The 12,275-nt window shown below is 41.9% G+C and carries 10 protein-coding genes; 3 read left to right on the top strand and 7 right to left on the bottom strand.

The window, feature by feature from the left end; genetic code table 11:
• Positions 1-15: 15 nt before the first annotated feature.
• The 3 genes from wsfD to BXY41_RS02550 form a co-directional block, all read right to left on the bottom strand.
• A complete protein-coding gene (wsfD, locus tag BXY41_RS02560) occupies positions 16-1,554 on the bottom strand; it encodes a glycan biosynthesis hexose transferase WsfD (RefSeq protein WP_104434247.1) in 1,539 nt (512 codons plus the stop codon).
• A complete protein-coding gene (locus BXY41_RS02555; protein WP_104434245.1) occupies positions 1,541-2,506 on the bottom strand; it encodes a glycosyltransferase family 2 protein in 966 nt (321 codons plus the stop codon). Before BXY41_RS02555 ends, wsfD begins: the two co-directional genes overlap by 14 nt.
• 264 nt (positions 2,507-2,770) lie before the next feature.
• Positions 2,771-3,313 carry an HD domain-containing protein gene (locus tag BXY41_RS02550; protein WP_104434243.1) on the bottom strand — a complete coding sequence of 181 codons (543 nt, stop codon included), beginning with the start codon at positions 3,311-3,313 and terminating at the stop codon, positions 2,771-2,773.
• 198 nt (positions 3,314-3,511) lie between these two features.
• On the opposite strand from BXY41_RS02550, the gene BXY41_RS02545 reads away from it, so the two are divergent.
• A complete protein-coding gene (locus BXY41_RS02545) occupies positions 3,512-4,162 on the top strand; it encodes a coiled-coil domain-containing protein (protein WP_104434241.1) in 651 nt (216 codons plus the stop codon).
• A 179-nt stretch (positions 4,163-4,341) separates the two neighbouring features.
• Complete coding sequence (locus tag BXY41_RS02540; protein WP_185140333.1) at positions 4,342-5,274, top strand: hypothetical protein; 933 nt, start codon at positions 4,342-4,344, stop codon at positions 5,272-5,274.
• Between the two features lie 63 nt (positions 5,275-5,337).
• Here BXY41_RS02540 and malQ read toward each other — a convergent pair whose 3' ends face one another.
• Positions 5,338-6,816, bottom strand: coding sequence for a 4-alpha-glucanotransferase (gene malQ, locus BXY41_RS02535; RefSeq protein WP_104434239.1), 1,479 nt, complete (start codon positions 6,814-6,816; stop codon positions 5,338-5,340).
• A 236-nt stretch (positions 6,817-7,052) separates the two neighbouring features.
• On the opposite strand from malQ, the gene BXY41_RS02530 reads away from it, so the two are divergent.
• A complete protein-coding gene (locus tag BXY41_RS02530; protein WP_104434237.1) occupies positions 7,053-7,805 on the top strand; it encodes an SIMPL domain-containing protein in 753 nt (250 codons plus the stop codon).
• Positions 7,806-7,856: 51 nt separating this feature from the next.
• Here BXY41_RS02530 and BXY41_RS02525 read toward each other — a convergent pair whose 3' ends face one another.
• The 3 genes from BXY41_RS02525 to BXY41_RS02515 all read right to left on the bottom strand — a co-directional run bounded on the left by BXY41_RS02525 (position 7,857) and on the right by BXY41_RS02515 (position 12,223).
• Positions 7,857-8,789, bottom strand: a complete 933-nt coding sequence (locus BXY41_RS02525; protein ID WP_104434235.1) for a mechanosensitive ion channel family protein — start codon at positions 8,787-8,789, stop codon at positions 7,857-7,859.
• Positions 8,786-11,089 carry a 1,4-alpha-glucan branching protein GlgB gene (gene glgB / locus BXY41_RS02520; protein ID WP_104434233.1) on the bottom strand — a complete coding sequence of 768 codons (2,304 nt, stop codon included), beginning with the start codon at positions 11,087-11,089 and terminating at the stop codon, positions 8,786-8,788. Before glgB ends, BXY41_RS02525 begins: the two co-directional genes overlap by 4 nt.
• Positions 11,090-11,173: 84 nt before the next feature.
• On the bottom strand, positions 11,174-12,223 hold the full coding sequence (locus BXY41_RS02515) for a DUF3810 domain-containing protein (RefSeq protein WP_104434231.1): 1,050 nt from the start codon (positions 12,221-12,223) through the stop codon (positions 11,174-11,176).
• Between the last annotated feature and the right edge of the window lie 52 nt (positions 12,224-12,275).

Genomic DNA, 12,275 nt, shown 5'->3' with positions numbered 1-12,275 from the left:
GCACATATGCTGGTTCTAAACGATTCTAAGCTTATGAAGCAACTCCCCAAACACACAGTAGGTCATAATATCAATTGACAGCCCCACCAGAAACAGCCTCTGAGCCATCTCGGCATCACCGCTGTTAACAATTACTAAAATGGACTGAGAGAGTAAAAAGGCCAGAACCATAATAAGCATATCCAAAAATACTGTATTTCTTCTGTCTTCCACCCTGCGCAGGGAATATCCTTTATAAAATAAGATAATAACCGCAAAAGTCAGCAGAATTAAATATCCCACCGTTTTTGGAGCGGATAATTCTTTAAAGCTGCTCCATAAAGACCAGAAAAGGCTTTTTGCTTTCTTTGGAAATCCTGCCTCTTTTTCATAGTTTCCGCAATTACTTCTTCTCATATCCATCCCTTGTTTAATGGAAACGTCAATCATACCAATCAGGCTGTCCGGATGGCGTAAATAATAAATTCCAATGTCGGGAATGGTATATTGATCCATAAAGCCATGGTATAAGGAACTGTCACCGGATCTTACAAAAGGCAGATAATCATAGGCAGATGCATCCGCCAGCAATTCGTAGGAAGGATCAATGTTAAATTCCGTAAGAGTCTTCGCCGGATCGGCAGAACTGAACAAAACGCCTCTTGTCATGGCGTGTAATTTACTGGTTTCATTAAAATCAGATGGGTAGCCCAGAATACAGACAAAGGAAAGCATGCTTAGTAAAAAAGCGCTGGCTATACAGACGCCTCCCCAGATAAAGCTTCTGCGGACCGTTACCAGACGAATCATCGATATAGCAAGAATAAACCCCATCACCGCACATTGTCGTCTGGAACTGACCATTATACTCCCCGATATCACAATCAGAAACAGGGCGGACAAATCTTTGTAACCAGACCTCTTTTTCTGAAACGACATATATCCTCCCACACAATAAAGTATGGCAAGAAACCAGATTGCCTCCGGATAGAATGAATTAAAATAAGTCATATAACCTACATCTGAGAAAATGATCAGCCCCACTCCTGCAATCAATGCCCCTTCTGAAAAGGTTTTTACCCGTTCACAGCTCTGCCGTATTATAAGGTACAGGGCAGGAAGATACAGCAAGAAATAAATCAGGGCTAAAAATCGGATATCAAAAATACTGTCTCGCGTAAACAGCTGATCCAATGCTTTTGCTGCCCTGAAAAAAATAAGCTGACTATTCCATACGTTCCCCTGAACTTCCTCTCCAGATGCAACTTCTGTATAAGTTTTTATAAAATAATCTCCATAGTTGGTATCCGAATCTTTATTCATATAGTAGAAACCGGCAGATTTCATAATTCCATCTGTGGTACCATCATTTGCAACGCCAAGATAATTTGGCAGAAAAAGAATTATGATGGTAATCAGTGCTGCAATGGCTGTTACACCAGATGCAAGAAGGGCAGGAGAATATTTCCCTTCCATAATGGAATTGATTTTCCCTATCTTTTTTCTTACTCCCTGCAGTAGTTTAATAAAGAAGTTGATATATGGAACAGGACCTTTGTCCTTACGATTGTTCATGCCTGATCTCCGTTAAATGGTTTACCTCAATGGCATATCTGGGCCGTTCTTTCACTTCCACATAAATCTTTCCTATATAAGTGCCAATAAGTCCCACAGATAAAAGCTGTACACCACCGATAAACCAGATTGATAAAATGGTAGAAGTCCAGCCTGCAACCACTTTTCCAGTAATATAGGAATAAAAGGCGTAGATTGCTGCGCATATACTGAACAACACAATCCCAAGACCTAAATCGGTTATCATCTGGATGGGTTGTATGCTAAAAGATGTAATTCCTTCAAACGCCATGGAGAACATCTTGCCCAATGAATATTTGGATCTGCCAGCAACCCGGGATTTCCGGTCATACATGACTGTAGCTGATGGATATCCAATTAAAGGTACAATTCCTCTTAAAAATAAATTTCGTTCCTTATATAGAGAAAATTGCAGCAGCGCACGTTTGGACATAAGCCGGTAATCCGCATGATTATAAACAATCTTTATCTTCATCAGCTGCATCAGCCTGTAAAAGCCAAGAGCAGAAAACTTTTTAAATAAAGTATCTGTATCACGCCTGTTACGAACTCCATACACGATATCATTACCCCGAAGGTATAAATCCACCATCTCTTCCATAACAGAGACATCATCCTGTAAGTCCGCATCAATTGAAATAACCATATCAGCATAATTCATGGCTGTTAAAAGACCAGCGGTCAAAGCATTTTGATGTCCTGTGTTTCTGGCAAGCTTAAGACCAAAGATCATGGCTGACTGTTTCCTGAAATTACAAATTAAATTCCAGGTACCATCCTTACTGCCGTCGTCTACATAAAGAATAAAACTGGTTTTGTCAACTTTTCCAGATTTCACCAGTCTGTTCATAATATTTATTAATTCTGCATTGGTATACAAAAGCGCCTGTTCCTCGTTATAGCATGGCACAACAATACAAAGTTTGTTCATATGCCGCACTCCTTTCGGTAACAAATCATATCATAAAGCCTTTATCTGGTAGTTTGCCTGAAAAAGGAGGTTTTTAACCAAACCATTGATAAATAGCTTTATCCATGACTTCTCAAAAGGATTCAATATCCATTTAATGTTGGGAAAATACGAAAAGAAATGACTTTAAAACTACCGAATGAGCATCGGCAGTTTATCGCAAATAATCAGTTAAAAGAAAAATAGCAGATAAAAATATAGAATGAATCGCAATATTTACATTTCTTACTTATGACTCTTACCAAATACTTGTTCACACAGAGTTTTATACTCCTGATAAACACCAAAATTTTCTAATTCAATTAAGAGATCGGCTATATTCAGATAGTACCACGCATGCTGGGCTTTGTCCTTTTCATTGAAACGCTTCCAGATCTCATCACCTATAAGAAGGTAATCTCTGGCAGTTGATCTGAGATTACTAAGCTTGTCTGCCAATACAAGAATCTTAATCTCCTCTGAGGCATGTTCCAAGTGCTTTAATGTGGCACTCTTACGTTCTTTCCAGCTTTTTGTTTTGTCTTCCGTTTCTTCCATAACCAGATGTGCCACACGGCTTCCAAATTCTTCTTCCAGCTGTGATTTCGTGACTCCCGCATCTTCAATCACATCATGAAGCAGCGCAGCGCATATGAGTTCCTGGTCAGCAGTCATCAAAGATACAATTACTGCTGTCTCCAAAGGGTGGACAATATAGGGGATGTGAGTTCCTTTCCTGCAGGTTCCCTCATGGCACTTGGCCGCAAATGCAACAGCTTTCTCCACCATACCTGATCTCCTTGTCTTTTTTTTTATATTAGCACAGATTTTGACTATTTAACAGACCACATTTCAAAATAACTTAATTATTTAAACTATTCATATTAATAAGATTCGCATTTAGGCTGAAAATAGGGTATAATAATGATTTAGATTAAAACAGCCTTAGGCTTTTTAATAATACAAAAGATAAAAGAGGTAAAAAGTATGAAAAAGAAATGGTTAATTCCTGTATTATGCGTGGCTTCTATCAGCCTGTCTGCCTGCGGCAGTAAAGCTTCCACGACTGCCCCTGATAATTCCCAGGTGGAAAGTTTAAAGGCCCAGGTAGAAGAATTAAAGCAGGAAAATGCTGATTTAAAGGCTCAGCTTGAAACAGTTCCGGAAACCACAGTGGAAGAGACAAAGGCAGTCCAGAACGGTACACCCATCGCCATCGGAGGCGTAATTACCACGGATGCCATGGAGATCACAGTGAATAAAGCGGAACTATCCTATGATGTTCTTCCAGATGATACTTCGGGATTCTATACCCATTATGCAGCTGATCCAGGCAATGTTTACATTCATCTGGATCTTGATGTTAAGAATCTGGCTAAACAAAATTTACCCTGTGACGAAATCATAACAGCTACCGCTGATTACAATGGAGGCTATACCTACTCCGGACAGGCAGTTCCTGAAGATGGAAACACCGGTTTTACCTATGCCAACATTACATCCATTAAACCTCTCCAGACATTAGGAGTACACTTCCTGTTTCAGTGTCCCCAGGAAGTCGCTGAATCCCAGAATCCTCTCTCCATTACGCTGGAGCCTTCTGGTACAAAAGACAGCTATGTTCTGACTATCAGATAACTTAAAAATGCGCCCATACGGGCGTATTTTTTATACATTAAATGCTTTTAAATACACGTGTACCGGTCTTATCGTAAGAATAAATTAAATTATTACAATTTATCATATAAACTTGTAAGATCCCCCATTTTCTGCTATGCTAGGTAACGGAATAATTATCAGGAGGAATTTGAATTCATATGACTCAGTATAACAATCAAACCAGGCCGGATCGCCGCAGGACAAGCTCCGGATACCGGCGTGACAACGGAAAAAGCGGTTTTCTTTCGGTCCTTCTGTTTTATGTGCTTCCTTTCATCGTAATTAACGGAATTATCTTTTTACTGGTAACAGCCCGCCCGAAGGCAGAGATTACCATTGGTGAAAGCAGCGATTTTATTTCTACCACGATGGAATTAAAGGTGAAATCCCTTCTTCCCATAAAGACTATGGAAGTTTCCCTGGACAGTACCCCCATTGAATTAACCAAGACAGGGGGAAGTACTTATAAAACCACATTAAAAAATAACGGAACACTGGAAGTGAAGCTGACTGGATTTAATAAGATGAAGTCTGTTTCCTATGAAACAGTTAATGTTCTTGATGATACTCCTCCTGCTGTGAAAGACAATGTTCTTGATAATGGCATTCTTTCATTCCGTCTGGAAGATACTCAGTCTGGTGTGGATTATTCCTCCATTACGGCCTCTGATGAAGATAATACGGATATCCTTCCTCTTTCTATTGACCGCAGTACCGGACTTGTGACATTTGAAATTAAGAAGGAGAACATCACCATTACAGCCAAGGATAAGATTGGCAATGAACTTCATGTTACCTTTACCCCTCAGGGAGATAGTTTCGAAGATGCTGAGATGAAAAACGAAGAAGCTGCAGAAAATGGAGACACTGCTGACACAAATACTTCCTTAGAAACCGATGCTGAAGATGAAACAAAAGAAACAAAATCAGTAAGCGATACAAAATCAACCAACGATACAAAATCAACCAGCGTTACAAAATCAACTAACAATACCAAATCCACAAACAGTACCAAATCCTCGAAAGAGTCTGTTAAGAGTACAGACACTACGAAATCTACTTCCAAATCAAATACAGGCAAAAAGAAATAATCTATTTGCTTATACGGCAAAAGCCGGATCCATGTTCCCTGTAAAGGCACGGATCCGGCTTTTTTATTTTCTTCCATACAAAAGCGCTAACTCTCTGCACTTAAGCACAAGATCTTCTGTTATCTCACCTGGTTTCAAGCGCCACTTCCAGTTATTCCCAAGAGTAGACGGCTCATTGATTCTCCCGTTCCTGCCCGTTCCCAGATAGTCCTGCACCGGTATTACTGCAAGATTTGCCACACTTGCAAGGGCCAGCCTGATGAAATCCCAGTGAATCTCCTCATAAGGGGTATTGTAATTATTTAAGTATCTGCGGCTGAAATTCCGGTCTGCTTCAGAAATGTCCTCGTACCAGCTTTTCAGGGTCTGGTTATCATGAGTGCCGGTGTAAACAACACAATTTTTCGAATAATTATGAGGGAGATAAATGCTTTCCCCATTGGCATCAAATGCAAATTCTAAAACCTTCATTCCCGGAAAACCTGTTTCAGAAAGCAGATCCAGTACCGATGGTGTCAGAAATCCCAGATCTTCTGCAATGATGTCAAGATCACCGAATCTCTCTTTTAGCTGGGTAAACAGCTGGATTCCCGGTCCCTTTTCCCAGGTTCCCACCATGGCATCTTCTCTTCCTGCAGGTACGCGGTAATACTCATCAAACCCCCGGAAATGATCCACTCTCACCGTATCATAGAGGCAAAAGCTGTATTCCAGTCGCTTCATCCACCATTCATATCCAGTCTCTTTATGATAGTCCCATCGGTAAAGTGGATTGCCCCACAGCTGGCCAGTAGAAGAAAATGCATCGGGCGGACAGCCGGCTACTGCCTCCGGATATCCTTTTTCATCAAACTGAAACAGTTCCGGATGTCCCCAGGCATCTGCGCTGTCAAATGCCACGTAGATAGGCAGATCACCAATAATCCGGATTCCCTGTTCACCGGCATAGGCCTTTAACTTCTTCCATTGTTCCCAAAACTTAATCTGAAGAAATATATAAAAGCCCATTTCATCAGCAAGCAGTTTCTTATAATGTACAACTGCCTCTTCTTTTTTTAAACGAATGTCCTCTTCCCAGTGAATCCAGCTTTTTCCCTGAAAATGATCCTTTAATGCCATAAAAAAGCAATACCACACCGTTTCCTCACTCAGCGTTTCTGAGATTGCTTCTGCAGAATTCCCTTTTTCTTTCCAGGATACATATGCCTGCTTAAGCAATGGATAACGGTTTTCATAAATCTTTTCATAATTTACAGATGAGGCATCATCACCAAAATTCAGTAAATCGCACTGGGTGGCAGATATTAAATCCTCTCTGACCAGTTCCTCCAGATCAATAAAATAAGGATTTCCTGCAAAGGAGGAAAAGGACTGGTAAGGAGAATCCCCATATCCCGTAGGTCCAAGAGGCAGAATCTGCCAGTAATGCTGTCCCGCCCTTTTTAACAGATCAATCCATTCATATGCCTCTTTTGAAAACGCTCCGATTCCGTACTTGGACGGAAGGCTTGAAACCGGAAGCAATATACCGCATTTCCGCATAAACCAGTCTCCTTTATCTACACATTTTTCCTATGTTTCAACGTTCTTATTGGTTAACAATATCATAAAGCCATTGGAATGGCAACCATTGCCTCCTCAGGATTTTTTTGTAAATAAATCATAGGAATTTCGACCCGGAATGTTAAGAGAAAAGAAATACTAATTCGTTTGATTTCATGTAGAATAAGGATGTAACAACAAAGCAGCAACTACTACAACATTAGGAGGATTTTATTATGAGAAAGATGAATAAACCACTGGCAGCAGCTGCTGCAGCAGCCGCAGTAATCGGCTTAACCGCCTGCACCCAGACGACCGGCGCTGCCCCAGCTAATCAGGCGATTGTAAACACACAGAACCAGAACAATATACAGGTACAAAGTCAGGAGGAAGTAAAGGTCGTTCCCGACAAAGCCGAAGTCAGCTTTGCAGTTTCTTCCCAGGCCGCAGATCCAAAATCGGTTCAGGATTTAAACAGCACTGATGTAGATAAAGTGCTCAGCTTTTTAAAAAGCACAGGCATTGATGAAAAATCCATTCAGACTTCCAGCTTCGGTCTTCAGCCTGTTTACGACTGGAACAACGGACAAAAAATAACCGGATATGAGATGAGAACTGGTATTGTTGTATCTGATATTCCTATGGATCAGGTGGGTACACTCCTCTCTTCTTCCATAGAGGCAGGTATCAATACCATAGACCGGATTTCTTACCTGTCCAGCAAATATGATGAGTCCTATCAGGAAGCCTTAAAAAAGGCAGTTGAAACCTCGAAAGTAAAAGCCGAGGCTATGGCCGCTGCAAGCGGAAAATCTCTTGGCGAAGTCACAAATGTACAGGAAATCAGTTCTTACAATGAGAACCGCTATACCACTTATAATGCTGACTCAGCCACAGCTTCCCTTGAGTCTGGTGCCAAGGCCTTAGCCATTGAGCCTGGTCAGATCAGCGTAACGGCACAGGTTACCGTAACCTACAGCATTAAATAACTAAAAGCAGCAGCATGCTCAGAGACATTCTCAGAACATGCTGCTTTCTTTCTACCTCCCACCATCTTTAATATGAACATCCAGCTGGCTGTAAGGGATCTCAATCCCCGCCTCATCAAACTCCAGCTTAATCCTCTCTAGAATCTTCCACCTGGCTGTCCAGTAATCTTCCACTAAAGTCCATCCTCTTCCCCCAAGAGTCACAGAATTAGCCGATAGCGCATTGACGAAAATATCAATCGGCTCATCCTTTTTTACCTCTGGCTGACTGTCAAAAATCATTTGAAGCAGCTCCTTCGCCTTTTTTAAATCCGCTCCATAGCCAATCTCCACAAGTATATCAAGTCTGCGTTTATCCATGGCTGTTACATTGGTTAGCGGATGGTTGGAAAGCGTCCCGTTTGGTATCACAACCTGCTTATTATCTGCTGTAGTAAGAACAGTATAGACCAGACCAATGGTACGGACAGTTCCTTCTCCTGATTCTGATACAATATAATCACCGACCCGGAACGGCTTCATAAGAAGGATTAAAACCCCTCCCGCAAAATTTGCAAGGCTTCCCTGGACAGCAAGGCCGATGGCAATACTGGCAGAACCAAGTAGTGCCACGATAGATGCAGAATTCACTCCCACCTGCCCTGCGATGATAAATGCCAGAAGGCAGTACATAGCCGCATTTATGACAGAGAGAAGAAATTTCCTTACGCTGACTTCCATATCCACTCTTTTAAAAGAGCGATTCAGCATTCCATGTAAAATTTTAATCACTCTTGATCCAATGAAAAAAATTACGATTGCTAGTAAAATACTGATTCCAAATGAAATGATGGAAGGCATCCAGCCTTTTATGGTTTCCAACATAACATTGGGTTTTAATTGTTCCAGGTTTTCCTGTACTTCCTGCAGTGCTGCAATGGTTTCCTGGGGTGCTGCAGTGGTGGTTTCCTGTGACGCTGCAGCCGCAATCAAATGTACGATCATATCAGATTCTCCTGTTTCACTTTCTTATCCTTTTTTATTACAACACTTTTTGTGTTCTTCACTTTTACAGGCGTGCAGGAAAAAACGGCTACACTGAGAGGAGCCACGTTAATTTCAATGGAATTTTCCCGCTCGTCTGCTTCTTTCTTTTTCGATATCTTTACTCTCTTATTCTGGTATCCGTCTCCACCAAATGCCTGGTCACTGCTGTTAATCAGTTCCTTATATTTTCCTTCAAAGGGAACACCGATGCAGTATTTCTCATGTAACATGGTGTCAAAGTTGCAGACAAAAAGAAGGGTTTCTTCTTTCTTTTTTGTTTTTCTTAAGAATACAATGATACTGTCTCCGGATTTTGTACATTCCACCCATTCGAAACCATCCGGATCGTAATCAAGAGCATACAAAGCCGGCTGGCTTAAATAGAGGTGATTCAGGGCTTTTACATACTCCCTCAGCTGGCTGTGCAGCGTATCTTCTAAAAGCTCCCAGTCCAGGCTTCTGTTTTCATCCCATTCCCGGATCTGTCCAAATTCCTGACCCATAAACAGAAGCTTTTTCCCCGGATGCCCTGCCATAAATCCATAAGCCGCCCTCAGGTTCGCTGCCTTCAACTCCAAAGTATCACCCGGCATCTTTCCAATCATAGATCCCTTTAAATGAACTACCTCGTCATGGGAGAAAACCAGTATAAAATCTTCGCTGTAGGCATACAACAGGCTAAAGGTCAATTCACCATAATGGTGCTTTCTGAAATAAGGGTCACACTGCATATATCCGGTAAAGTCATTCATCCAGCCCATATTCCATTTAAAATCAAATCCCAGCCCTTCTTCTTTTACGTCTCCGGTAACTCTGGGCCAGGCTGTGGACTCCTCGGCGATCAAAACGGCGCCATCCTTACGGTTCTTAAAAATGGAGTTTAAGTGCTTTAAAAATTCCACTGCTTCCAGATTTTCATTTCCACCATAAAGATTGGGAATCCATTCGCCTGGATCCTTCCCGTAATCCAGATACAACATAGAAGCCACTGCATCCATGCGAATTCCATCTGCATGATATTTTTCCACCCAGTACAGAGCATTGGCAATTAAAAAATTGGTCACCTGAGGGCGCCCGTAATTATAGATCAGAGTTCCCCAGTGAGGGTGAGCTCCCTGTCTGGGATCTTTATGCTCATAAACGCAGGTACCGTCAAAACAGGCTAGTCCAAAACTGTCTCTTGGAAAATGAGCCGGAACCCAGTCAAGAATCACACCAATTCCCTGCTGGTGCAAAAGTTCTACAAAATATTTAAAATCATCGGGCGTTCCAAAGCGGCTGGTAGGTGCATAATAGCCAGTTACCTGGTACCCCCAGGAAGCATCAAGGGGGTGTTCCATCACAGGAAGCAGCTCTACATGAGTATAGCCCATTTCTTTTACGTATGATACCAGCTTCTTACCAATCTCCCGGTAGTTGAGAAATTCTGATCCATTTAAGGGCTCTCCGTCACTGTTATATTCTGCTTCCTTGCGAAGCCATGACCCAAGATGGACCTCATAGATAGAAAGCGGCTCTCTGGTAAGATTCCAAGATGCTCTTTTCTTCAGCCACCCCTCATCATTCCAGGAGTAACTTTTCATATCCCATATTACAGAAGCATTGTCCGGACGCAGTTCACAATAGCTTGCATAAGGGTCGCTTTTCAGCTGAATCCCCCCATACATAGCCTTAATCTCATATTTATAAATCATCCCCACATGTAAACCTGGAATAAATAATTCAAAAATTCCGGAATCACCAAGCTTTCGCATGGGATGCCGCCTGCCGTCCCACAGGTTAAAATCACCCACAACGCTGACTCTCATGGCACAAGGTGCCCAGACAGAAAAATAAACGCCTTTCGTGTCTTTCATGGTCATTGGGTGCGCTCCCATTTTATCGAAAATGCTGTAATGAATTCCGGAACTGAATTTTTTTATGTCTGTATCCGTATAGTAAGGCTCAAAACTGTAAGGGTCAATCAGTTCCTCATTGGTTTGGTTGTCATATGTAACCTGATAGAGGTACTGGAATTTCGTCTTTCCAGGTAAAAGCACCGCAAAAAATCCTGCATCATCTACCCGCTCCATGGGATGAAGTATGCCGTCCCTGATTCCTTTTACCGACACAGTTACAGCGGTGGGAATAAAGGCCTGAATCAAAAGCCCCGCACCTGTCACATGTGGTCCCAATAACCGGTGGGGATCTGCGGCTTCCGAATATACGATTTCCTCAATACCCGCCCAATCCATTAAATCATATAAAGTTTTATCCATATCTGGCTCCTCCCGCTTCTTTGATTCTGTACCGTAATTTTATCAAAGCAGAAAGTATTTTTCAATAGATGCAGGTGGCTTTCCTCACCTTGTTCTTGCGTAAGCAAGCATCAGATCCACCATTCTTCCATAGCTTTTTACTCCGTCTGACTGGCTGTTCATTTTTAGATATGTATTATTCATTTTATTGGAAACCTCTGCCGCTTTGCCTTCATACCGTCCCCAGAATTCGTTGTTATCTCTTAAATCATCCCATGCTTTCTGATCGAGCTGGTGACAGATCTCCCTGTAAGAAACCAGATCTGTTTTAGACAATGCGTTGGTGGCATAGACCCAGCCAGTTAAATATCCGCTGTAGCGGAAAGCCTCATTATCCGAACCAATGCAGGCTAAATATCCGATAAAGTTTGCTTCGTCTTCTCTCATAAATCCTCTTAAATGAGACAGCTCATGGCAGACCGTATGGGGAATATTATAATCGGGCATGGAACGGTTGTAAGTCGCTTCCACTGTAAAAGGCGAGTACTGACCGCATAGCTGCTGGACAGAAAAATACTGAGACAAAATTAGAGGCTTTGGCTGTGGATAATATCCGGATAATTCCGGGTAGGTCTCTCCCAGCTTCCTCATGGCCTTTACGCTCTCTTTTTTCACAACAGCCGTATCCACCTGCTCGTTAATTCCTTCTTTACACATTCCGTTGACAATCTCTGTCAAAGAAAGGCAGAGATTCTTCAGTTCTTCTTCTGAAGACTTTTTCATCTCCAGCCCCGAAGTTTTAGAAAACGGAGTTCTGTAATAATTAATCCCGCAGTTGAAGGTAAAAAGGAAAAACAGACACGCAATCAGAAACAGAGTCCGGATTAAAAGGCGCTTCCCTTCTCTGAAGTGCCGGATTCCATATACAAGGCAATACAGGATCAGGGCATAAGATAAAATTTCAACCACTGCAAAAGGAAATAAACCTGATAATCTGCCGATACTTCCTACCACTACCGGATAAATCAGTTTCGCATACCAGTCCCCGATTCCAGATACTGTTCTGGCCAGAATCTGGAATGTAAACGACGATATAAGTAAGACTGCCGAACTGATAATCAATTTTTTGTCTGTGCTTTTCTCTCTTTTTTCCATATCCAGCTTCCCCCAGATGTGAGTGTTTTTATGGAATAAACTTTACCACATG

Source organism: Lacrimispora xylanisolvens (assembly GCF_002934545.1).
Classification (GTDB): Bacteria; Bacillota; Clostridia; order Lachnospirales; family Lachnospiraceae; genus Lacrimispora; species Lacrimispora xylanisolvens.
The sequence above is the reverse complement of the archived record's forward strand: the minus strand, read 5'-3'. Positions and strand labels throughout refer to the sequence as shown.

Excerpts from the sequence above, each read along its gene's own strand:
- wsfD (WP_104434247.1), bottom strand. The coding sequence starts at position 1,554 with ATGAACAATCGTAAGGACAAAGGTCCTGTTCCATATATCAACTTCTTT.
- BXY41_RS02555 (WP_104434245.1), bottom strand. The coding sequence starts at position 2,506 with ATGAACAAACTTTGTATTGTTGTGCCATGCTATAACGAGGAACAGGCG.
- BXY41_RS02550 (WP_104434243.1), bottom strand. The coding sequence starts at position 3,313 with ATGGTGGAGAAAGCTGTTGCATTTGCGGCCAAGTGCCATGAGGGAACC.
- BXY41_RS02545 (WP_104434241.1), top strand. The coding sequence starts at position 3,512 with ATGAAAAAGAAATGGTTAATTCCTGTATTATGCGTGGCTTCTATCAGC.
- BXY41_RS02540 (WP_185140333.1), top strand. The coding sequence starts at position 4,342 with ATGACTCAGTATAACAATCAAACCAGGCCGGATCGCCGCAGGACAAGC.
- malQ (WP_104434239.1), bottom strand. The coding sequence starts at position 6,816 with ATGCGGAAATGCGGTATATTGCTTCCGGTTTCAAGCCTTCCGTCCAAG.
- BXY41_RS02530 (WP_104434237.1), top strand. The coding sequence starts at position 7,053 with ATGAGAAAGATGAATAAACCACTGGCAGCAGCTGCTGCAGCAGCCGCA.
- BXY41_RS02525 (WP_104434235.1), bottom strand. The coding sequence starts at position 8,789 with ATGATCGTACATTTGATTGCGGCTGCAGCGTCACAGGAAACCACCACT.
- glgB (WP_104434233.1), bottom strand. The coding sequence starts at position 11,089 with ATGGATAAAACTTTATATGATTTAATGGATTGGGCGGGTATTGAGGAA.
- BXY41_RS02515 (WP_104434231.1), bottom strand. The coding sequence starts at position 12,223 with ATGGAAAAAAGAGAGAAAAGCACAGACAAAAAATTGATTATCAGTTCG.